Raw genomic sequence first — 22,706 nt, forward strand, 5'->3', positions numbered from 1 at the left:
CGGACACCGTCGCCCCGTAGACCTCGGCCAGGTGCGCGGAGATCTCCCCGTGCGTCAGCCCCTTGGCCGACAATGAACCGTTCCGGGTTCGGTGGAGGCTCGATTCTTTGAGAGGATCGAGTCATGGCACGTCCCTCCCCTTATCCCGCTGAGCTGCGGCGTCGTGCGGTGCGCATGGTTGCCGAGGTGCGCCCGGACTACGAGACCGAGTGGGCCGCGATGAAGGCCGTTGCGAGCAAGCTCGGCATCGGCACGGCCGAGACGGTGCGCCAGTGGGTCCGCCGGGACCAGATCGACTCCGGGACCCGGCCCGGGACGACGACGGAGGAGTCTGCCCAGGTCAAAGCGCTGAGGAAGGAGGTCGCCGAGCTCAAGCGGGGAACGAGATCCTCAAGGCGGCCTCGGCTTTCTTCGCGGCCGAGCTCGACCGGCCACACCTACACTCGTGACGTTCATCGACGAGCACCGCGACCGCTTCGGCGGCGTCGAGCCGATCTGCACCGTGCTCACCGAGCACGGCCTCAGCATCGCGCCCTCCACCTACTACGCCTCCAAGGCCCGCCCGCCCTCGGCGCGCGCAGTGCGCGACGCGGAACTGAAAGTCCTGGTCCAAGAGGTGTTCGAGGCCAACTACCGCGTCTACGGGGCCCGCAAGATCTGGCACCACCTTCGCCGGCAGGGCCACCAGGTCGCCCGCTGCACCATCGAGCGGCTGATGCGCGAAGTCGGCATCACCGGCGCGGTCCGCGGCAGGAAGATCGTCACGACTGTCCAGGACCGGGCCGCCGAGCGGGCCCCGGACCTGGTCGACCGCGACTTCGTCGCCAAGGCACCGAACCGGACCTGGGTCGCGGACTTCACCCACGTCGCGGCCTGGGCCGGCACGGTCTACGTCGCCTTCGTCGTCGACACCTTCTCCCGCCGCATCGTCGGCTGGTCCGCGGCCACCACGAAACACACCGAACTCGTCCTGGCCGCAGTGGAGATGGGCCTGTGGCAGCGCGACCGAGAGGGCAACCGCCACCAGCCCGGCCAGCTGGTACATCACAGCGACGCCGGGTCGCAATACACCTCTTTCGCGCTCGCTGAACACCTTCAGCGGGAAGGCATCGCGGCCTCCATCGGATCCGTCGGCGACGCATACGACAACGCCCTGATGGAATCCACGATCGGCCTGTTCAAGACCGAGCTGATCAAGCCCCGCCGGCCCTGGCGAAACCTGTCCGATGTCGAACTCGCCACCGCCGAATGGGTCGACTGGTACAACCACCACCGCCTGCACGGTGCAATAGGCCACATCCCGCCCGCAGAGTACGAAGCCAACTACCACCTGACCGACAAGAAGCCCCAGGTCACAGTCAAGATCTAGAGTCTCCACCAGATCCGGAACGGTTCAGCTACACCACGAGAGAGGACACCATCCCGGCACGCCGGGAGAGGCCTTCCTCCCGATTGTTCGAACCTGAGACACTCTTCGGGGTGATCACCGCGGAGGGTTGGATGTCGGGACGGATATCGGTTCGATTAGAGAAGTTGGCCCAGCACGCTGAGGACCTCGACGCTCTGGTGGTGCGGCTGCAGAAGCACCTGACGCAGCTGGACGGTGCGGTGCGGCGGGTGACCGAGGGGTGGGAGGGTGAGGCGCAGGACGCGTTCAGCGCGTACTACCACCAGTGGCGTACCGCCTCCGGCGACCTGCACAGTGCCCTGCGCGACCTGCACACGATCCTGAAGACCGCCCACGGCAATTACGCGGCGGCGAACATGGCCAACCTGCGCATGTGGGGCGGCCGGTGAGCCGCCACGTCGACGACGGCGGCAGCGTCGCCGCGCCCCTGAATCTGTACCCGGAAGACTTGTATCTCGTAGCTCTGAGGTTCGCCGCCGGCCAGAGCACGCTCGACACGATTGCCACCACCCTGAACACGGCGTTGCAGAACATCTCCGGTATGGCCGGTGACGACAGTTACGGCCACGGGTTCGCCGCCACGTACGACCCGGCGGCCAAGGCCCTGTTCGGCGCCCTGTCGGCCGCCGACCGCGCCATCGGCCAGGCCGCCACCGGACTCGTGACGACCGCGAACAACTACCTCAAGGCCGACCACCACTCCAATCCCAAGGCAGGGGCGACTCCGCCCGAGCAGTTCGAGCCACCGGTGGTCTACGCCGACATCTTCTACCCCGACCCGCCCTCGGCGGTCGGACCGGGACACTCCTCCGTACCCCATGCCATCGCCAAGTACTGGCCCAACGGTCACCAGGACAGTCTGCGCACCGCTGCGACCGCCTTCCGTACCGCCTCGTCCGCGATCGACACGCTCGGCGGCGGTCTGCACGGACAGGTGCTGTCCATCACCGACAACAACTCCGGTGACTCGATCACCGCGATGGCCGACTTCTGGGCCCAGATCTGGAAGGATGACGCGGACGGCGGCAAAGCCCCTTTGTCGACGGCCAAGTATGCCTGCGACCAGCTGGCCAAGGCCTGTGATGCCTTCGCCCAGGCCATCGACACCGCGCACAGCAAGGTCGAGCACAAACTCGGTGAAGCCGGCATCGCGATCGGCTTCACCACCGCGGTCGGCGCCGCGCTGTCCCTGTTCACCTTCGGCGGGTCCGATGCCGCCGCCGGCGCCTTGGACGCCGGCGAGGCCGCGGCCATCCTCGGCGAGGTCGAGGTCGCCCTCGACGAGGCCGTCACCACGATCGGTACGGAGATGATCGCCGATCTGGAGGTGTACCTTCAGGCGGCTGCCGACAGCGCACCCGAACTCGAGGTCGTCGACGCCGAAACCACCGAGGTCAGCCAGGCCCTGGAGCGCGAACTGGCCGAGACGGAAGCCCGTACGCCGGCAAGAACGGGTGGCCGGGGCGGGGGCGGCGGAGGTGACGGGAAGCCACCGACCGGAGGCAACGGCGAGGAGCCGCCACCGGAGGACGGGGGCGAACTCTCGAACCGGGTTCGCCCACCACGCCCCGGAGACAAGGAATACGTGGTCCACAACCCCAACGACCCATCCGACACCATCACGGATTACGATGTCGTCGGTGATGACGGCAGACTATGGGAAGAGAAGACTGCCACGGGGCAGGACCCCCGTATCAACATCCAAAAATGGGTGGCCAAGAACGTGACAAAGAAACTGGACAGTTATTTACGAGGCCGTCCGTATGCGCAAGGGTACGAGAACGCGTCGTTCGGTATAGATTTCACCGAGCCCGGTGCGACTCCCGCCTTCAGAGCCGCGGTGGAGCAGGCCGTGAGAGACTGGGAGACCCAGAACGGAGTCGATGTGGAGGTTCGCTGGGCGCCATGAGTATTTCTTTCGATCTCGGGGACGACGTACTGTGGTGGCCATCCAATTTCCCGGCACACCTCTTCAAAGGGCACGCGGAGTCCATCGCTGAAGCATTGAAGATGCCCTCCGGTCTCGGAGACATCATCGAGGACGAGTGCGAGGTTGACCTGCCCGCATTCGAGGCGCTCGTGACCGCAGCCATGCGCCGCTATGACGAGACCACGCACCCCATTGTGCGGGCCCTGCTCTCGTCGTTCATCCCCACCGCTCAAGTGCTGGTGGAACGAGCAGGCGGCAGCTACCCCAAGGCCGAGTCCCAGAAGCAGGAATCGGTGTGGGCAGCGATGCGGAAGGAGCATGCCGCATACATGTCTCGCTCGTGAGGAGGCATCTGAGGCAGTGAGCCTTGTCCAACCCGCCTTTGCTGTGCGGGGGTTGGGCTGACGGCGCGATGAAGTCCCTGGAAAATGGGTTTTCGACCAAGAGAACTGTCTCCACCAGGGGCTTCGCATGCTTGTCTACCCGTCCGGCGTCGACGCGTCCAGCTCAGCCCTCCGCTTCCTCGCCGCCCGCTTGAGGGCACACCGCCGCGCTCTCGGACCCCGATGGCGGCGCCTGAACACAGGCCGACAGGCCCTGCTCACCCTCGTCCACCTGCGCAACCGCCGGCCGACGTCCAGCTCGCGGCCGGTTTCGGGATCGGCACCCTCACCGGCTGACGATACATCACCGAGGCCGCAACCTCCTGGCCACTCTCGCCTCCACCCTTGCCGAAGCCGTACGAGCGGCGTCGATGAAGGCGTACGTGATCCTGGACGGATGCTCCTGCCCATCGACCGAATCACTGTCGATCGCCCACGACGTCCGGGCCGCAAGCGAGCACGGCATCATCGAGGCACTCGCCGAGGCCGGCACCACCTGCTGGGCAGCGTTCGGCAAGCCATGACACGTCGTCCGTCGGGGGCGGGCGAGTCCCGACGGTGCAGGTCGGTCCATACGTCGGCACCTCGTCTCGGTAGCAGGTCCCGTCGGGTGGCACCTCGCTCGTGAGAGCCTCGTTAGAGCCCGCGCGTGCTGGTGCGAAGACCATGGGGGGACGTAGGAGCGACTCGGAGGTCGGAGAGCGACGCGCCCGTGGTGTGTTGCATCGCCCGCTGAGGCTGTGCCCTGCTGTTTCGACAAGTACGCCCTACGCAACGTGACGGTAGGGCAGGTTCGCTCGCTTCTCATCCCAAGATGCACACATGAGCGTAGAATCGCCTGATCGTTGGGGGGTGGGGTTATTGCGCTGGGCAGAGCGCTGTGCGCGGTGCCGTGTCGGGCGAGCGCGCTCGGCTTCGCGCCTGGCGGCCCGGAGGCGCGCACATCAGCCGCTCGTTCGGGGCCGGCGGCTGTTCGGAACCTCACGCAGACATGAGAACGGATGAAAGCTGACGTGACGGAGCACGGTGCCTTCGGGAGCGACGACCTTGTGCGTCTCAAGGCCATTCTGGCCGGATGGCGCAAGGATCTGATCGACATGAGCGGACGGAACCGTCTGCTGAATTTCCGGCACACCAAGTCGGCCACCTTGGAGATCAAGCAGCCAGGTGCCGACGAGCTCGTGGCGGCACTCACCGGTGGTGAGGTCCTACCGTTTGCCCCGCTCCCCGAGGAGCCGGGCGAAGATGCCGAAGTCCAGCCGGACGACGAAGGTTACGCGCTGCAGGGACTTGACGACGCAGACGGCATCGTCACCCAGAAGGTTACCGCCACGGCTCTGCTCCGGTCCTTACGCGGCTTGCGCTCCAAGTCCGTCCAGTTGTTCAACGACTATGGTCTGTGGACCCTCCACCTTGGCGTCGGCTTGCTTCGTTGGCGCGACGACGGATCGAGCACCTTCAGCAATGCGCCCCTCATGTTGTATCCGGTGGAACTCTTCCGTACGGATGGCCGCTTCCTACTTCGGGCGAATCACGACGAGGAGCCACGGATCAACCCCGCCTTGGGCATCAGACTGGAGCCATTGGGCGTCGACTGGAGTCCGGTTGCGGAGTGCGACAGCCGCAACGTCGGTGAGGTGCTCGAAGCTGTTGAGCGGGCGGTATCCGGCAAACCTGATTGGGAAGTCAGTGACCTCGTTGTGCTGGCGCTTTTCGCCTCGCACAAGGAGGTCATGTACCAAGATCTCCTCGAAAACGAGCAGCATCTCCTGCGCAGCGACCTGGTACGCGCCGTCGCGCTGGGGGCGGAAGCAGCGCTTCCCCCGGACCGGTTCGACTTCGACGAGGTGCCCCTCACTCGCATCGACGACGTGTGTCCTCCCGAGGACACGCCCCTGGTGCTCGACGCAGACGCCTCGCAGCGGCAGGCGGTCGCGGCCGCGGTGCAAGGGCACTCGTTCGTGCTGGACGGCCCGCCCGGTACCGGCAAGAGCCAGACCATCACGAACATCATCGCCGCGTTGATGCACGCCGGCCGCAGCGTGCTCTTCGTCAGCGAGAAGGCCGCCGCTCTGGACGTCGTGTACGACCGCCTCGTCTCTGTCGGCCTCGACTCGTACGTGCTGCCGCTGCACAGCCACCACACGAGCCGAAAGGCCGTCGCCCACGAGCTCGCCCGGGCTCTGGCCGAGGAACCTCACGCTTCGCCGCTGCCGCAACATGCCCGTGTCCAGGTACAGGCGGATCGTCTTAAGCTCTCCTCGTATGCCGAGGCCATGAACGAGACGCGTCAGCCTCTGGGTAGGAGTTTGCACGACGTGATCGGTCGTTTCGGCCAGTTGGCGGAGGCGCCCGTCGTCTACTCGACGCTGCCGCCTCCCGGTGATGGGCCCGATGGCGGCTTTCACGCGGATCGCCTCAGCTCCCAAGATTTCGACGCGATACTTTCCGCTGCCGGCGCCATCAGCGCCTCTTGGCAGGCCGTGGCCGATCCGGCCTTCCCCTGGCGTGATCTGCGCAGCGGACAGCGACACCCGGCGACGTCCCTGGAGCAGGCAAGCGCCGCGCTGGACAGCCTGATGCAAGCAGCCCGCCCGTACGAAGACCTCAACGCTACAAGCGCTCCTTACCGCTCCCTGGCAGAAGTCGACCGGCTGGTCCGCCTCCTTTCTCTCCTTGACACGAGAGCAGGGGTGCCGGAGTGGTGGCTGACCGCTCACGACGCGGCTGAGCAGGTGGAGGGGCCGTTGGAAGCGTTCGTGCGCAAAGTACGAGACCTGCGGCGCATTCAGACTTCCACCACCCGTCTCACCGGTCCCCGTTGGGAGGAGCTGTCTCCGCGGCTTCAAGCCGATCCCGGCGACGACGAACGACGGCTGGCTGACGTGCAGCCCGCAGGTCTGCGGCTGGACGAGTTCACGGAGGATGCGGCGGAGAGTGCTGCCGCGGCATTCGACGCAGCGGCCGCCCGCTTGGACGACGCGGACCTACAAGTTCGGAGACTCACCGAGCAACTGGGCGCCGAGAAGCCCCAAACCATCGATTCGGTCCGAGCCCTTTGCGCGCTGGCGGATCTGGCCGACGCCGCTTATCGGCCGCTCGCCGAATGGTTCGCCCCCCATGTACTGGACGACCTGGAACAGTCCGCCGTCGCGGCGGTGGCCGCCGCGCTCGACGAGTTCGCCGTGCGCAAGGACCGCGTGATCGCCGCACGGCAACTGGCACTGCGGCAGGCCGGACCTTACTGGGGGGAGATTTCCCCTGAGCTGCCTCACGGTCCTGGAAGGGCGGAGACGGGACTGGCCGACCTGTGTCCGCCCGGACTGGACATGAGTGCCCTGCGCCGTGACGAACTCGATGCGGCAGCCAAGCAATTCCACGTTCTCGCGGCCCTCCTCGAAAGCGCTGCCCACACTTCCCGGGAAACAGCACCACGTATCGGGTGTCCGCCACCGCGCATCATGGACGAAGTGGCCGACCTTGCCGAGCTGATCTCCCTGGCGACGCGACCGCACCGCGCGCTGCCGCGCTGGCTGACACCGGGCACCTTGGAATCGCTGCGGACGGCAGCCAACGAGGTCCGGCAGGCGCGAGCGGCGCTTGACTCGGCGCAACGGGCCGCCGCCGAGACGTTCGCCCCGGTGACACCGCTCACCCAGGGCGTCGTGGAAGCCGTCACTCGCCTTCAGCAGACCAGTCGTCGCTTCGCCGCAGGACTGTCCTCGCAGGTACGCGCCGACCGCAAATTCATAGGCGGGCTGACCACAGAGGGGCAATGGGGGAGCCACCTGGAAGATCGGCTTCACCTGGCTGTCGCATGGCACGAGGCGCACACCGTATGGCAGCAGGCGGTACGAACCCACCATGAGTTTCTGGGCGAATACCTGGATGACGACCTGCCCGACATGGACGCACTCGAGGCGGCCGTGCACCACGCTGAAGACCTTCACCGACTGGCGGCCGGCGCCCTCGCGGAGCCAGAGAGCCGCCGCCTCGTCGAGCGGGCGTTCTGCGACGGTGCCGTTCCGCCTGCCGATGTGATCCGCGCCGGGGCGGAACTGCGGCACGCCGTGGACGAGTGGTACCAGGCTCTGTCCGGACCTCGATTCGCCGCACGCCGCGATGACATGGCAGGTCTGGAGGTGACCGCCGCCGTCACGTGGCTGCGCGCCCACTGCGCGCCACTGGAGCAGGCCGCAGACTTGGTGGGCACGGTGGAGGCGGCCGCCCGACGTGACACGCCCGACACACTGGCGTCCGCTCGGATGGCCGTACTCGCGACCCGCGACGCGCGGCGGGAGACGGATGCCTTCGAGGCACGGCAGCGAACTGACCAGGCTCTTCTCAGCACGTGGTACCGCGGTCTGGACACCGAGACCACTCGCCTCGGACAGGGTGACGGCGCTGAAACCGATCCGCGTACGGCCTCGCTTCTACGCCGAGCCGTGTCGTTCGAGGCGAGCACGACTCACCGGCAGGACCCTGAGCCAGACGTCCGTCTGCTGGGGCGGTACGCGACAGACGGTCACCCGGACACTGTGGCGCTCGCCCATTCCCTCTCAGTCCTCGCCGACGTGCAAAGGCTGGCGCCGTCGGTGCTCGCTGCACCCGATCGCCGGGTCCGGCTCGTGGAAGCACTGGCGGACGGCCGTTCGCAGATCCCGGGTCTGTCCGCGACGGTTCTGCATGTCCGTGAGGCATGCGACAACTGGCAGCAGCTCCTCAGCCGGCCCTACCTGCTCGGCACGCGCGGAGCATTGTTCTCCCGGACGTTCCGCGAATGCGCGGAATGGCTGCGCATGCACATCGACCCACTTCGGGACGCGGCCCACTTGATCCACTCCGTCGCACGCGTGTCGTCGAAGGAGAAATCGCACGAGACACCGCTCACTCTTGCCGATGCGCGCGCCGTGGTCGCCGCCGTACGGGTCACCCGCGCCGCCGAGGAGCGTTTCCTGAAGGACGAAGCCGCGGACGTGGAACTGCTCGGCGCGCTGTATCAAGGAGTACGAACCGGAGAGCAGGCGGTACTGGATGCATTCGACTGGGCTCAGCAGGTACGGCGGACAGCTGGAGCGGGAGTGTCGTCCGCCCTGACGGATTCCGCGGCGCACCTGCTGCTCTCGGCCGCACCGGATCCCTCCGTTGCTCTGCGGGTCGAGGAGTGGCGAACCCGCGCAGACCTGCTGGCCGACCACTTCGAACCGCAGCGCACAGCAGAACTGCGTAACTTGTTCGCATCCGATCTCCAAGCCGTTCGCGCTCTGCTCGACCGTATGGCGCAGGACCCGTATGGCCCTGAGACGTGGCTCTCCGCCGCCGAGGCCAGGAAGGTGCTCGAACGCTACGGACTCGCGCGGGTACCGGACCAGCTTGCGGGCCGCAACGTGGACGCAGCGAGATTCCCCGATGCTCTGGAACGCGCCGTCCTGCAGGTCTGGCTGGAGCACCAGATGGCAACTGACGAGCGGCTGCGTCCGCTGAGCTCGGCCGAGCACGACCAAGTGGTGGCGCGCTACCGCGCTGCGGACAGGGAACTGGTGCACGCTGCGCATGCGACGGTGATCGCCGCCTGCAACCTGCGGCGTCCGCGCCGCATCACCGTCGGGCCCGCCGCAACCATCATCCGGGAAGGGAAGAAGCAGAAGCGGCACATGCCCGTGCGCAGGCTGCTGGCGATGACACGCGAAGTGGCCCAGCGCATCAAGCCCTGCTTCATGATGAGTCCTCTGACAGTAAGCCAGTTTTTGCCGCCGGACTTCCGCTTCGACGTCGTGATCTTCGATGAGGCGTCCCAGGTGCTTCCGCAGGACGCGGTGAACTCCGTCTACCGCGGCGATGCGCTCATCGTCGCGGGTGACCCGCGTCAGTTGCCGCCTACCTCCTTCTTCGCCGCCGGCACCGACGCGGAGGACGACGAGTGGGACGAGGAAGGCATCGACAGGTTCGAGTCCGTCCTGGACGCCTGCACCGCCAGCGGAATACTGCGTGAGATCCAGCTGCGCTGGCACTACCGGAGCCGCCACGAGAACCTCATCGCGTTCAGCAATCACGAGTTCTACGACAACAGCATGACGGTGTTCCCCGGCCCTGCCGGCCATGGGGACACGGTCGGCGTCGAATTCTTCAAAGCCGACGGCGTCTACGACCGCGGCAACAAGAGCAACAACGTGCGCGAGGCCGAACTCGTTGCGCAGCGCGTCATCCATCATTTCGCTACCCGCCCACGACTTACCCTCGGCGTCGTCGCACTGTCAAGGGCGCAAGCAGACGCGATCGAGGAAGCCGTCAGCTCAGCGCTGGCACGCCGCCCTGACATCGCCCGCCACGTCACCGAGGACCGGTTGAATGGCTTCTTCGTGAAGAACCTCGAGAACGTGCAGGGCGATGAACGTGATGTCATCATCCTGTCGGTCGGCTACGGTCGCGATGCACAAGGCAAGTTGGCTGCCTCGTTCGGCCCCATCAACAGGGAGAGCGGCTGGCGACGCCTCAACGTGGCGGTGACGCGTGCCCGGTACCGTATGGAGGTTGTTGCCTCCTTCAACGGGGGCGAGCTACCGGACAGTGCCAACAAGAGCGTGCAGCACCTCAAGCGGTACCTCCAATACGCGCTCCTCGGCCCCGATGTCCTCCAAACCGCAGCCGTCGATGCGGACGCGGCGCCGGAAAGCCCCTTCGAGGAAGACGTTCTGGACACGCTGCGCCGCTGGAATTACGACGTGCAGCCGCAGGTAGGTGTCGCCGGCTTCCGCATCGACCTGGGCGTGCGCCACCCTGACGCACCCGGCTCATATGCCATCGGCATTGAGTGCGACGGAGCCATGTACCACTCGTCACGTACCGCCCGTGACCGTGACCGCCTCCGGGAGGAGATCCTGCGCGGACTGGGGTGGCGGCTGCACCGCATCTGGGGTACCGACTGGTACCGCAACCGGAAGGACGCGGAGCGGCGACTGCGCGAAGCTGTTGAAGCAGCATGCACCGCGCCGCCGCCCGGCACGGCCACGGAAGCACCTGCAGCGCAATCACCGCAGGCAGCCGAAGAAACATCAGTACATGCAGAGACACTCATCCGCCATGAGCAGGCTACCTCAAGCGTGCGACTGGTCCCCGTCATGGAGATCGAGGACCGTCCGTGGAGCAAGCCCTATCGTGCCTTTCAAAAACGCGAACTCCTCGAACTGCGTGAGGTGATGGCTGACCGGTACGGATTGCATTGGCTTGACCTGCGTGAGCCGGGCGCCCAACCGGTCGTCGCAGCTGTCGCCGAGCAGGTCATCGCTGTGGAGGGGCCCATTGAGGAGGAGTTGCTCATCGCCCGAGTGCGTGAAGCCTGGAATGTGGACAAGTCCGGGACACTCGTCCAGAACAGTGTGCGCAGAGCTCTGAACGTCCTGCAAGGCAAGGGCACCGTGGTCCGGAACGGAACATCATGGAACGTCGCGGGACGGACAGTGGACGTGGCACGCACCCCAAGTGAGACGTGCAATCGCAAGAAAGTGGCGCAGGTACCTCCCGAAGAGAGGCAGGTGGCGCTCTTTGGTGTCCTCTCCGAGTCACCGGGACTCCATCGTGAAGAGCTTGCCCGGGAGACGGCACGCTTCTTCGGCTGGCAGCGTCTCGGCTCCGACATCAGGGCCGCCCTCGAAGCAGACATGGATGCCCTGATCGCGCGCAACGCCATGGCCGAAAGGGATAATGGCTTGGTCTGCCTCACCGGGCTCGCAGGCGTATGACGCTAGGAACTTTTCGACGGGTGATCGCGTGAATCGCTGGCCTGCTCCCGCCGCGGAACGCCCACCCACCTCTGACCTATGCGACCGAGTGAGGTGCGGTGAACGGTCTGTCGCGTAGTGCCCGTGGCATTCCAACCGCGGGCCGGAACACTGCCCCGCGACGAACGGAAGTCGATGCGGGAGCGCCCCGCCTCAGCAGTCTGTTGGTCCGATGAGGCCAGCAGAAGGGCGAGCCAGCGGTTGAAGGCTGCTGCCGGCCATCGGCGCCTACGGCCGTCAGCGGGGCCAGGGCAGTGTCGATCTGATCCATTGGGCTGCCATTTGCGGGAGTGCGTGGGTGTCGATGCCGAGGACGTGGATGCTTCCGAGCGTGCCTTGTGGGGCGTTGACCTGGAGGGTTCGGTGGGAGTGGCCGCCTGGGGCCGGGTGGATGATCACGGCCTGTGGACGGGTGCCCGGTGCGTAGCCGGCGCTGTAGGTGAGCAGTTGGTGGATGTCGGCGGCGCTGACGCCGTGGTGGTCGTAGCGCTTGTACTTGGCGTCCAGGGGCAGGTGGGTGCGTACGGATGGTTCGGGCCCGGGGATGCTGAGGAGCACGTCGGGGCGGAAGGTGGATGGGTTGCCCAGGTCGCCGCGTACGGTGATGCCGGTGGCGCCGCTGCTGGAGACGATGTGCCTTCCGTGCGGGGCGGTGGCGTCGGTGGCCAGGCGCCGGACGACGGCTTCCCAGAGCGCGGGCATGGCCAGCAGGAGGCCGTTCGCGGTGTATCCCTGGTCGGTGAGGAGGTCTGCCACCCCTCCGCCGCGCAGGAGCAGGCGGGCCCAGGTGTGCGCGGGACCGTAGCGGGCGTTCAGGCGGGTGTACCGGGTGCGGTCCAGGGCGTGGAGCGCGGCTTTGGGGGTGGGGGCTTGCGGGAAGCTGTCTGCGACGGTGCGGAGGTCATGGGCCAGGTCGGCATGATCGGTCAGGGCGTGGGCCATCCGTAGGGCCGTGCCCAGGACGCGGTTGTCCCAGATGTCCGCCGCGCGGTCGAAGGTGCGGACGTGCAGCTGGTCGAGCTGCCCGTAGCGCCGTGATACCTGGGCGGTGATGTCCAGACGTCCCCGAAGGACGGGTTCCAGGCTCTGCCGGCGTACGTAATCCCGGCGCAGTCCTTCCCGTGCCAGTTGCTCGCACTGCTCGAGCAATGCCGCTGCAACGAGATCGGCATAGCCTTCCGGGCCGGTGGTCCAGCGCCGTGCCGTGGCGGGGAGCGGCGGCGGGGCGCCGAGGGCGTAGGCGAGCCAGGTCATGAGCTGCTCGCCCGGGATCGCGAACTTGGGTTCGATGACCAGGCGGATGCGGTCGAGCGCCAGGACGCCGACGGTGGCGTCGGCCTTGAGGCGCCATCCGTTCGCAACCTGGTCCAGTGTCAGACAGCGGCGTGCCTGAAGCGCGCGCATCCGATCGAGATCCCGATGCGTGAGCTGGTCGGCCGCCAGGAGAGTCGATCCGTACTCCGCGAGCCTGACCTCGTTGCCTTCACGCATCGGTCCCCGTCGGGCCGCTGATGAACTCGGTAGCCAAAGCGTCGGGGAGGTCTTGGGGCGACATCTGCGCGAGACGTCCGGTCTCCTCGTCGACCAGGCTTCCGAGGATGCGGTGCAGCAGGTCGGCGCGGCCCAGGCAGTAGTCCTCCAGGAGCGGGACCACCTCGTGCTGGAAGGCTGCGGCCAGGTCCTCCTCGGTGGCGATGGGCTCGCCGTCGCGCAGCAGGTAGGCGTGCCCTATCTGGTGGTCGGAGTCGAGATGCCGGGCTATGCGGGTGTTGAGGGACTCGAAGAACTGTGCCAGGTCCAGCGGGCCGACCGTGCCTGATACGGCGTCCGGGTCGGGGCCGACCGGCAGGAAGGCGAAGCGGCGGCGCACGGCGGCGTCCAGGTGGCTGATGCTGCGGTCCGCCGTGTTCATGGTGCCGATGATCCGTACGTTCGGCGGAACGGCGAAGGAGCGCCTGCTGACGGACAGGGTGAGGGGCAGGCCGCGCTTGTCGAGTTCGATCAGGGTGACCAGCTCACCGAAAATGCGCGGGAGGTCGCCGCGGTTGATCTCGTCGATGATCAGCAGGAACGTCTCGTCCGGGTGAGCGGCGGCCTGCGCGCACAGGGTATGGAAGACGCCGTCGGTGAGCGCGAGGGTCAGTCCGGGGTCGGTGGCGGTCAGGTCCGGCTTGAAGCCTTCGACGAAGTCCTCGTAGCCGTAGGACGGGTGGAAGGTCACCATGCGGATGCGGCCGCCCTGCAGCATCTCCGCCTGGGCGGCGGCCCGTCGCTCCGGCGTGGAGTCGAGTGCTTCGGTCCGGCCCGCAAGAGCGAGGGCGACGCCGAGCGCGAGCCGGGTCTTTCCCGTGCCGGGCGGTCCGTGCAAGATGACCTGGCCTTTGCGTCCCAGCGCCTCCAGGACGCCCTCGACGTCCTCGGGCAGCGTGACGGAAGAACCGGCGTGCGGCTGCGCCCCTTCCGTGACCGGATCGGCGGGGTCCGCGGTCAGCCGGGCGAAGAGCGTCGGGTCGATCTTGGCGAATGTGGAGCGCCAGCCGTGCTGGGGCTTCGGGAGCTTCCGGGCGTGGGAGTCGTCCCAGGACACGGGGACGACGTGACGGTATTCGGCGTGGTCGGGTTCGAAGCGGTAGCTGCCGCTGACGGTGCCGGTGGCGAGGATCTCGTCCGTCCCACGGTTGGCGACGATGCGGTCACCGGTTTCCAGGTCCCGGAAGGCCAGCAGCCTTCGGGCGAGAGTCAGGCTTGCTCCGCTGCTGCGCGGCCAATATGCGTCGAGTGCCTGTTTCAGTTCCGTGTCGCTCTGGTACTGGCCGAGGTCACCGAGTTCATCCCATCCGACCCGGATCACTGCGCCCTCGCGGCACTCCTCCCACAGCCGTCCGCGCTCACCCGGCGCGATCTTCCAGATGGCGCGCTGCCGCGGACGCGGATCGAACCTCTCGTACAGGAAGTGCATGACCTCCTGCCCGCTCCAGCCGTCGAACTCCGTGCGGGAGCGGACGAGGTCCAGCAGCTGTCGGTTGCTGTGCCAGGCAGGTACGTCGGCCTGCCCCGAGCCACCCAGGAGCCTCACGAACCTTCGCAGATGCTCACCGGCGTAGATCGGCAGGAAATGCTCGGGGAAGTACGTCGCCAGGGACTTGGTGACCAGCGCGGGCCCGAACCGCAGCAACTCCAGGTCGTCCACGGCCTCGAAATCGCCAACGGCCGCCGCCTCGAAGGCCCGCATGAACTGTCCCCGCAACTCCTCCCATGCTTCCTGCGGCTCCATCCCGCGCAGCGGAGCGGCCATGCGCCACTCACCGGAATGGTGGCGGAACATGATGTGCTTCGCGGCGCTGCCGCCCCTGATGCTTCCCAGGCTCGGCGTGCCGAACTCCATCAGCCGGCAGTACGTCGGCCCGCTCCCGGACGGCGCTGCCTGGCCCAGGGCGTAGCGCGACAGCGGTAACGCCGCCCAGTCCTCCCGCGGAAACCACGCCAGCACCTGCTTGCGCTCGTCCTCAGCGTCTGCCTCGGCTTTCCTCGCGGTGCTTCGGTCGAATGCTGCCGCTGCCACCCGCAGGTCCGTCTCCTCCGTCATGGACGGCATGATGCCGGATCATCAGCTCAGACGTGCCATAACGGAAAGGCTCGGGCTCGGAAGGAGCGAACAACCTCCAGCGGTGCCAGACAGCGCAAGGTCGAACGGCAAGCTGAGCGCCCGTACCAATACGGCCCGCGGTCACCAGGGTTCGAGTGCCCGTTCGCCAGGCGCTTGCACAGGAAGGGCCGCCTCGTCGGCAAGGGAGTTGAGGGCTGTCAGTCGGCCCGTCGCCGTGTTGAGACGGAAGGCGTACGCCTTGGCCTTGTCGGCGAAATCCGCTGCAGGGCGGGTGAGACCGCCGGAGGTGATGACGATCAGGCGTTTGGGCAGATCGTCGCCGGCCGCCGCCGCAAGGCCGTTCAGTCGCTGGATCTCGGGTGCTGACAGATCCTTGGCGGCACTGCGCCATTCGAAGTGGAACGCACCGGACTCGATCGGAACGCCGGCACCACCAGCCTGCAGGTCCGAGAAGCCGAGGACGGTCAGCTGCCGGAGGACCGCTTTCGTGATCTCCTGCGGTGCGAGCGGACCCACACGGTGTCGCGCTGTTCCCTCATCATCGAGAGCAGCGCTGCCCCCGAGTGACTCCCGCCACTCGGGCAGCATTTCCTGTACGGGTGAGTCCTCGAAGAGGCCTTCCAGCAGCATGGGCTCGGGAAAGCCGGAGCTTTCGGCGCGAGATGGCGATGCTGTCCAGGGCGACTCCATGTCCCATGTTGCCGGCCCTTTGCGCAGCAGCTCCGCGATCTCCTCCACGGACACGTCCGCACGGGGCAGGCCAGGCCTGGGGGAGGACATGCGGCCCAAGCACCGGTCGAGCCGGAGCCGGCCCCAGCCACCCCACTGCGGCGTGTGCACGTCCACGAGCCAGCCGAGGGCCGGTTTGAGACAGACACGAACGAAAGCCTCGGGGAACTCCATCTCCACGAACTTCCCTCCGTATCCGCCCACGATGTCGAGCTTCAGCGCGTAGCGGGGACCGTAGGCGAAGTACCCGTTCCCGGCGGCAACGCGTCTCACTCGTATGCCCGCGGCGTCCAGGAGGTCGGCCAGTTCGGTCATCTCCGAGGGCTCGCTCTCGTGCCAGCGCCATGGCGATGCGACTGGCTCGCCACCAAGGTGGGCCGACGCATGGGCGGCTACGGCGTCCACGAGTGCGTCATCGGGTGTGTTCAGCGGCCACACGGACGGTTCGCTGTCCAGAACCGGATCCACCACGGCCCACACGATGGCATGTCCCATACGAACGTGCGCCAGGGCGACCGATCGACCGCCGGTCAGCGCGACCTTCAGCAGCATCCCGCCCTGCGAGTCGTCGAAACCGGTCCGCTCGGCCAACGCGGGGTGGCGTTTCCGCAGGGCCTGTTCCAGACTCTTGAATTGCAGGTGCACGGCGAAAGCGGCGACCATGTCGCTGGGCGGGAAAGGCAAAGGACACACTCCTGTCGGTGGCGAGCCGCAGCGCTCCACGGGCAGCGGCGTCCTGAGACGTCATCCGAGCCTAGGACGACTCGTTTCGTTCTCTCAGAGGTTTCGGTCGATGCAGCGGAATGGCTGTTCGATTGGACGGATCGCGTCCCCTCGCGCGGTACGCGGGTGCGGTGGTTCGGATTGTGCTCTTGCAGGTCGAACCTGCCTGGAGCCTCGGGCCTCGCGGGAGCGTCACTGCGTCTGCGTCATGCTGTGGACGTCTTGGAAAGGGGAGGGACGATGACCGAGAAGCCGCTGACTCACAAGCAGGCGCTCGCCATGATGATCCAAGGGCTGGGAGGGACCTGGGACACGGAGCGCGCCGTACTTGCCCTGCGCGTCGCCGGGTACGAGCCGGCGAGCGAGGAAGCCGCCGGGAAAGCAGCCCGCCACAACCTGCGTACGCTCGCCAAGGAGGGCCTGCTCGTAAGACCGGATCCGGACCGGGCCGTTTACCGGCTGGCGTAGTCGGAATTTGCCCGGCAGGGCAGCGGCTGCGAGACCGCACCCGCCGACGCCGCCAGCTACGGCCCTGTCGAGGCGTGGGCGGCGGTGCCGGGGCTACGGCGGGATGACTGCTCCGCGGCGGTGCCGTCGGGTGTCAGAGGAGGCCGGCACTCACGCCGTGCCAGCTCCCGTTGTCCCACCAGATCACGGAGACGCCGAAGGCTCCTTCAACGGTCTCGATCGCCCAAGGTTCGACCGGAGCGGATGCGCAGACGAGGAACGTACAGTCGACGGTACGGGCCAGGCCGAAGCGGATCTCTGCTGCGCGTGTCGCCGCCTCGCGCAGATCGAGGTAGTTCGGTCTCTCGGCGTGGAGTACCTCGAAGAGGTGGGTGCCGGTGTCGTCGGAACGGATGATATCCGCGGTGGCGCTGTCCTCGGGTACCCCGCTTTCCCAGAGTTGCGCGAGGAGCTGGTGCCGGAGCCGCTCGTGAACGGCCTGTCGGCGGTCGGCAGCCACCGCCGCCTGCAGGAAGTCCGCAAAGCCGGTCGGCGGACGTGTGCTGTTCGGTTCGACGATGCGGGACGACATGGTCGGCAGTGTTTCCTCGGAGGTGGGGGTAAGAGGCGGCGTGGGTCCAGACGAGGGCGCGGCTGTGCTCCGGTCCACGGGAGCGCCGGCGAGTGCAGCGGGGAGAACGGCGTGGTGGACGATGCTGAGCGTCTGGGTGCAGCGCGTCAACGCAACGTACAGAGCCCGAAGACCGGCAGCTGTGCCGGCAGAGATAGCAGCGGGCTCCACCACCACGATGTGATCGAATTCGATGCCTTTGGCCTCTTCGGGACGCAATACCGGCAATGGGTGGGCCGATGACACCTGCGCGAGGACCTCACGCAGGGCCGCGATGAGCATGTCGTCCTGCGGGGCAATGACGGCGGTGGATCTGCCGTCCTGTAGTTCGGTTAACCCGCTGACGCGCAGGGCGGTTGCTTCTGCCAGCAGGTCGGGGTCCGTCACCTGGGCTATGGTCACGGACCGTCCGTCGAGCCTGGGGCGGACAGACCACGCCATGGGCACACGGGGTGCGGCTGCCCGGGCGAGAGGCGCGACGAAGTCGGCGACCTCGGGGGGAAGGCGGAAACCGGTCTTCAAAACCTCGACGGTCCATGGTGAGCCGTCGGCGAGCAATGTGATCAACTCGCGCCACGACTGGTACGTGTGGGGCCCGGAGGCCTGGGCCAGGTCACCGAGCACGGTCAACGAACCGGATGGGCAGCGACGACCCAGAGCGCGCGCCTGCATAGGCGTCAGGTCCTGTGCCTCATCGACCACGATGTGAGCATATGTACGATGACCGTCGGCCCCGTTCAGCAGCCAGTCCAGTTCGTCCAGGCATACCAGATCGGAAGCGGTCCACATGGTCTTGCCGGCGCCCGTGTAGCGGAGGGCGTGGACTTCGTCGGCAGTTAGGAGCGGTGCGGCCTCAGCCAGGAGTCGCTGGCTCTTCAGGAGTTTGCTGTACACGTCCACGGCGTTCAGCCGCGGCCACACCCGTTGGATGAAGGTCGCGACTTCCTGGCTTGCCAGAATGTCCTGCGGTACCGCGGTGCGTACTGAGAGCAGTAGTTTTCCCGCGAGGCGCAGGCGGAAGCGATCTTGGCGCACGTTGTAGGGACCGGCTTCGCGCAGTACTTCACGGGCCAACGCGAGCAGCGGAGCGACATCGGTCTCGTAGCGGCGGCCCTTGCACATGAACCAGAACAGGGTCCGCTCTCCGTGAGCGTCCTCGACGAGGAGCGGGTCCACGCGTGAGCGGTGTGGCCGGCAATAAGCCTCGACGCCGCGGCGAAGGGTGTCGGCCATCCGATCGTCACCCTTGAGGAATCCCGCCTCGGACGAGTCCGCTGCCGTCGCCCGTCGGGGGCTGTCGCCTGTGAGAAGCCGGTCGATGGTCATGGTAGTCACGGCTCCACCGCCCAGAGCGGGCAGGACCTGCCCGGCATAGTCGAGAAAACCCTGATGCGGGCCCACCACGAGGACTTGGTCTGCCGAGCAGTGTTTGTTGTCGAGCAGCCACATCACTCGATAGAGGCCGACGGCCGTCTTACCGGTCCCTGGGCCGCCCTGGATGACAAGGGCCCCCGGGCGCTCGTGGGCCACCAGAAGGAGCTGTTCACGCTGCACTGTCTCGACGATGTCGCGCATGGTTCCATCGCGTGGCAGGTCGAGGTCGTCGACCAGGAGATCGTGCAGCGATGGGGCAGACGCTTCCTCCGCCGGCTCCGCAGCAGCCTTCTCCCGGGTGTTCTCTGGCAGCTCGGACGCGGTGGACTGCGGAGAGTCCACGACATGATCATCCTCTGCCAGAGGGGGCTTGAAAACTGGCTCACGGCCGCTCAACAGGAGCTCGTCGAAGTAGTCGCTTACTCGACGCGGTGCGCGCTGCTTGAAACGGAGTTGCCGCCGCAGGACGACCTCACCAGGGTCGTCCTGCGTCGCCAGACGCCATTCGACGGCTTTCTGCGCAGCAGAGGAGAGGACAATCAGCTCGCGTTCCTCGTCCCACACTGCCCGCCGTCCAACGAGGAAGGACTCGTCGAAGCGGGTGCCGACGCGCATGAACACCAAGGGAGCGTCGCGGTCCGAAGAGGTGCCCGAAGCGCCGGGCGCAGGCATGTCGTTCTGCTCCCGGTAGGCCGCGTCGACCGCCGCATCAGTCGCGCCGCGCTGTTCGAGGCACGCGTACGCCAGATCCACGCCCTGCTGTTCCCGGGCTATGACCGCGCTCCGGTGTAATTTCGCCATGGGCGCCGCTCCTGACCGTGCTCTGTGGTGGCCCTGAGCCCCATCGTCTGCGTCTCGGGGCGATAATAGGTTCTTCACGCTTTCTGCGCTCCATCGATGCAAAATCGTCACAACGCATCCCGGGTGCTGAACAGAGGGCCTCTGGCCTCACTGCCGAGCGCGGTCTGGCGTCCTGTCCGAGGGTCCTCCCAGGGCAACCGCCGTCCTCAGCGGCGGATCGGCACGATCTCGACGTCGGCGTTCATCGCGCGGAGCCTGCGTACCGACTGGAGAAGGGACACCTGGGCGAAGGCGAAAAGAGAGTCGACGGTGACGTCCTGGCCACCCTTCAGGAGGATGCCGAAGGCTACGCGCAGGCTGCCGAAGTCCTCCAGCATGCGGTGCCCGGGCGTGTGCGCGGCCACCTGCCGAGGAACTGGCTGCGGATCCGCCCGTCGCCGCGGAGGGTCTCGACGGCGGTCACTGCCTGGGCGAAGAGGTGGTTGAGCGGCGCGGTGCCCGTGCTGGATGTGGCTTTCTTGACGCAGATCAGCTGATTCTCTGGACCGAGAAGGTCGCAGATCTCCAGGCCGCCCCCGTTGAACTTGCCGGTGACGATGCTCTTCTTGTCGAAGAGGATGTAGCCCGTGCGCTCGGCTGCGCGCTCGTTGTACCAGCCTTCATCGTGCTTGTCGCGCCCCTTGCTGTCGCGTTCGCCTTCGGGCCACGGGGGCAGGACGACGGTCGGTTCCTTGCCGAAGAGTTCCTGCAGTTCCTCTTCCAGGGTTTCGATGAACCCTTCCCCGACCTCGTACCACTTTCCCTGGCCGTAGAAGCAGCGGTCGGTCGCGACCGGGATGTCGGCAATGAGCCAATCCCGGCCCTTTGTAGAGGCACTCGCCGGCGTCCGCTGGTCGTCGTCGCTGTACATCATGACCTGGACCTGGCCGAGGGCCTTCATACGGTGGCCCTCCTCGGCGTCCCGTATCGAGTCCAGCAGCGCAGGCAGATCCATGTCGGTCGTGGTCACGCTGCGGGCTCCGCGGGTGAGGCGGAAGGACTGCGCGGAGCCGAAGCCCTCCTGGCACGACTCCGGAACGCCGATCGCCAGACGGGGACTGTCCGGATCAGTGAGCAGCCGTTCCAGGACGGCCTGGGCATCGGTGGCTTTCCGGCCCCGAGGATCGAGTGCGCGCACACGGGCGACGAAACCGAGTTCCGGAAGTGGCTCCTCACGTGCGCACACCTCCTCGACGGCACGCAGGTCGCTGAGGAATTCCTCCGGGCTGGTGGCCAGGGGCAGCTTGATGGTCGACTCGGCGCACTCGACCTTGACGCGCTGCGCCCTGCCCGAGCGCAGGGACGTCAGTTCTATGCCGCTGACCGTTCCGCAGATGCGGCGGACGATGGCGCCGAACCGGTCGAGTCCGAAGCCGTCGATGCGCTCGCCACGGGCGACCGAGTACTCATCGACGCGTCCGCGCCCGTCCATGATCTGATTGCGGACCTTGATGACGCCCGCCTCGTCCAGGCAGCGGGTGGCGAACTCGAGCCCGAAATCGTCGTCCCGGAAGTACGGGTCGAGCATGTGGGCGCCGACGCCGTAGCTGAGTGCGTAGACGCCCTGCCCGGTACGCATGAGGACGAGCCCGGCGGCGGAGTGGCTGCGCTCGTTCACCTGGAGCCCGGTGATGCCCTCGACGGCCGAGCACCAGTCGGCCCTGTCTCGGGGCACTCCGCCAGTGACCAGCAGACCCTCGATTCCCTCGCGGGAGCACTCCCGCACCTGGTAACCAGGGCGCTCGAGGTAGTTGCTGCGGACGAAGCCACGCAGCTCGACGGTGCGGTCGGCCGGAACGGCGAGACGGTGAAGAGTGGATTTGCGCGTCGCGGCTGTCTTGCGGCTCTGGCTGCTCATGAAGCGGCTCCTCCAGACTGATCGGTACTTCGTTGTTCGCGAGTGGTTCGGGAGGCATGCGGGGCCGGCTCGACCCCTGCGAACCGAGGCTCGGCGTGGGTCAGTGGTCCCCCTACCGCTCAGCCGACCTTGGTCCAGTCCTCGCAGCCCTGGGTCTTGAAGACCTCGCCTTTCTTGACCGTCACCCGGCCGGTTCCGGTCGGGGTGCCGTTCGCGATGATCGAGTCGAACTCGCCGCTGGAGTCCTTGTCCCGCTCCCAGTAGCACAGCCCATCGGCCGGTCCCGAGGTCTTGTACGTGCCGGGCTTCATGTCCTGGCCGACGAGGTACTCGCCGTCGCCGGAGACCTCGGGAGCGGCTACGGGCTTGGGCGGCGGCGTGGTCGTCGGTTTCGGCTCCCGCGTCTGCGTCGTGGGCTCGGCCGTGGTCACCGCCGGTGCGGGGGCGGCGGTCCTGGACCCGGCATCCGCCGAGACGGTCGGCCGCGTGGCGGTCGGTTCGGGACTCGCGGCCTGTGCGTCGCCCGCTTTGCCGCCGCCGGCCAACCCGGCTCCGAGGCCCAGCGCGACGAGCGCGACCGCGCCGTGGGTGAACCAGGTCCTGCTGCGCCACGGCTTCCTGGCAGGCGGCGTCGCGGGTGGCAGGTGTCTCCAGCCCTCTCCGGAGGGCCGACCGAACGGGGACTGCGGGGGCGGGGTGGGCATGCGGATTCCTCCGGTGTGTGTGGTGTGGTGCGCGGCGCCCGCGGTGCGGGAGACCTCTCCAAGTGGTGCGACGCCTGGCGTGCCACCGCGGGGAGGTACGGGGTGGGGGCGGAACGGGCGCACGACGTCGTAGGGCGACCGGCGTATTGCGGAGCCGGCCGACTACCCTCGCCGTGGGAGCGTCACTAGCTAAGCAAGTCAGTGAAAGCGTTGTCAATCAAATTGCAGCGTTTGACGAGCGTGCTAAAGTGTTTACGTCCGTCACCCGTTGGCCCGAGAGGTGCAGGACCCCAC

Annotated in this window: 12 protein-coding genes and 2 pseudogenes; 7 read left to right on the forward strand and 7 right to left on the reverse strand. The window is 67.1% G+C overall.

Features of this window, described 5'->3' with window-relative positions; all coding sequences use genetic code 11:
- Positions 1–123 precede the first annotated feature (123 nt).
- The 6 genes and pseudogenes from K7G61_RS32040 (at position 124) to K7G61_RS32065 (ending at position 11,460) form a co-directional block, all read left to right on the forward strand.
- Positions 124–1,369, forward strand: a pseudogene (locus tag K7G61_RS32040) (IS3 family transposase).
- Positions 1,370–1,500: 131 nt separating this feature from the next.
- Positions 1,501–1,797 carry a WXG100 family type VII secretion target gene (locus K7G61_RS32045; protein ID WP_225850671.1) on the forward strand — a complete coding sequence of 99 codons (297 nt, stop codon included), beginning with the start codon at positions 1,501–1,503 and terminating at the stop codon, positions 1,795–1,797.
- A complete protein-coding gene (locus K7G61_RS32050) occupies positions 1,794–3,317 on the forward strand; it encodes a hypothetical protein (protein WP_225850613.1) in 1,524 nt (507 codons plus the stop codon). The genes K7G61_RS32045 and K7G61_RS32050 overlap by 4 nt, the downstream gene beginning before the upstream one ends.
- Positions 3,314–3,682, forward strand: coding sequence for a DUF6086 family protein (locus K7G61_RS32055; protein ID WP_225850614.1), 369 nt, complete (start codon positions 3,314–3,316; stop codon positions 3,680–3,682). The genes K7G61_RS32050 and K7G61_RS32055 overlap by 4 nt, the downstream gene beginning before the upstream one ends.
- Positions 3,683–3,809: 127 nt before the next feature.
- Positions 3,810–4,236 (forward strand): annotated as a pseudogene (locus K7G61_RS32060) (transposase family protein); the annotation flags it as partial.
- A gap of 486 nt (positions 4,237–4,722) precedes the next feature.
- Complete coding sequence (locus K7G61_RS32065; RefSeq protein ID WP_225850615.1) at positions 4,723–11,460, forward strand: DUF3320 domain-containing protein; 6,738 nt, start codon at positions 4,723–4,725, stop codon at positions 11,458–11,460.
- A 276-nt stretch (positions 11,461–11,736) separates the two neighbouring features.
- Here the strand turns inward: K7G61_RS32065 and K7G61_RS32070 are convergent, their stop codons facing one another.
- From K7G61_RS32070 to K7G61_RS32080, 3 genes are all read right to left on the reverse strand, one after another.
- Positions 11,737–12,990 (reverse strand): McrC family protein, encoded by a 1,254-nt coding sequence (locus tag K7G61_RS32070; RefSeq protein WP_225850617.1) that lies wholly within the window; start codon positions 12,988–12,990, stop codon positions 11,737–11,739.
- A complete protein-coding gene (locus K7G61_RS32075) occupies positions 12,983–15,085 on the reverse strand; it encodes an McrB family protein (RefSeq protein WP_225850618.1) in 2,103 nt (700 codons plus the stop codon). The genes K7G61_RS32070 and K7G61_RS32075 overlap by 8 nt, the downstream gene beginning before the upstream one ends.
- A gap of 141 nt (positions 15,086–15,226) precedes the next feature.
- Entirely contained in the window at positions 15,227–16,519 is a 1,293-nt protein-coding gene (locus tag K7G61_RS32080) for a hypothetical protein (protein ID WP_225850620.1), read from the reverse strand.
- A 279-nt stretch (positions 16,520–16,798) separates the two neighbouring features.
- Between K7G61_RS32080 and K7G61_RS32085 the strand changes: the two genes are divergently transcribed.
- Positions 16,799–17,026: a hypothetical protein gene (locus K7G61_RS32085; RefSeq protein WP_225850622.1), complete on the forward strand. Its 228-nt coding sequence runs from the start codon at positions 16,799–16,801 to the stop codon at positions 17,024–17,026.
- Positions 17,027–17,159: 133 nt separating this feature from the next.
- Here K7G61_RS32085 and K7G61_RS32090 read toward each other — a convergent pair whose 3' ends face one another.
- From K7G61_RS32090 to K7G61_RS32105, 4 genes are all read right to left on the reverse strand, one after another.
- The gene (locus tag K7G61_RS32090; RefSeq protein ID WP_225850623.1) at positions 17,160–19,811 is read right to left on the reverse strand and encodes a UvrD-helicase domain-containing protein; all 2,652 of its coding nucleotides are present in this window, start codon (positions 19,809–19,811) and stop codon (positions 17,160–17,162) included.
- Positions 19,812–20,017: 206 nt separating this feature from the next.
- On the reverse strand, positions 20,018–20,188 hold the full coding sequence (locus K7G61_RS32095) for a DUF6119 family protein (RefSeq protein ID WP_225850624.1): 171 nt from the start codon (positions 20,186–20,188) through the stop codon (positions 20,018–20,020).
- Entirely contained in the window at positions 20,158–21,708 is a 1,551-nt protein-coding gene (locus K7G61_RS32100) for a DUF6119 family protein (protein WP_225850625.1), read from the reverse strand. The genes K7G61_RS32095 and K7G61_RS32100 overlap by 31 nt, the downstream gene beginning before the upstream one ends.
- Positions 21,709–21,827: 119 nt before the next feature.
- A complete protein-coding gene (locus K7G61_RS32105; RefSeq protein ID WP_225850626.1) occupies positions 21,828–22,412 on the reverse strand; it encodes a hypothetical protein in 585 nt (194 codons plus the stop codon).
- Positions 22,413–22,706: the final 294 nt, after the last annotated feature.

This window comes from Streptomyces sp. HPF1205 (assembly GCF_020400825.1).
In the GTDB taxonomy this organism is placed as follows: domain Bacteria; phylum Actinomycetota; class Actinomycetes; order Streptomycetales; family Streptomycetaceae; genus Actinacidiphila.

Excerpts from the sequence above, each read along its gene's own strand:
- K7G61_RS32045 (WP_225850671.1), top strand. The coding sequence starts at position 1,501 with ATGTCGGGACGGATATCGGTTCGATTAGAGAAGTTGGCCCAGCACGCT.
- K7G61_RS32055 (WP_225850614.1), top strand. The coding sequence starts at position 3,314 with ATGAGTATTTCTTTCGATCTCGGGGACGACGTACTGTGGTGGCCATCC.
- K7G61_RS32065 (WP_225850615.1), top strand. The coding sequence starts at position 4,723 with ATGAAAGCTGACGTGACGGAGCACGGTGCCTTCGGGAGCGACGACCTT.
- K7G61_RS32070 (WP_225850617.1), bottom strand. The coding sequence starts at position 12,990 with ATGCGTGAAGGCAACGAGGTCAGGCTCGCGGAGTACGGATCGACTCTC.
- K7G61_RS32075 (WP_225850618.1), bottom strand. The coding sequence starts at position 15,085 with ATGACGGAGGAGACGGACCTGCGGGTGGCAGCGGCAGCATTCGACCGA.
- K7G61_RS32085 (WP_225850622.1), top strand. The coding sequence starts at position 16,799 with ATGACCGAGAAGCCGCTGACTCACAAGCAGGCGCTCGCCATGATGATC.
- K7G61_RS32090 (WP_225850623.1), bottom strand. The coding sequence starts at position 19,811 with ATGGCGAAATTACACCGGAGCGCGGTCATAGCCCGGGAACAGCAGGGC.
- K7G61_RS32095 (WP_225850624.1), bottom strand. The coding sequence starts at position 20,188 with ATGCTGGAGGACTTCGGCAGCCTGCGCGTAGCCTTCGGCATCCTCCTG.
- K7G61_RS32100 (WP_225850625.1), bottom strand. The coding sequence starts at position 21,708 with ATGAGCAGCCAGAGCCGCAAGACAGCCGCGACGCGCAAATCCACTCTT.
- K7G61_RS32105 (WP_225850626.1), bottom strand. The coding sequence starts at position 22,412 with ATGCCCACCCCGCCCCCGCAGTCCCCGTTCGGTCGGCCCTCCGGAGAG.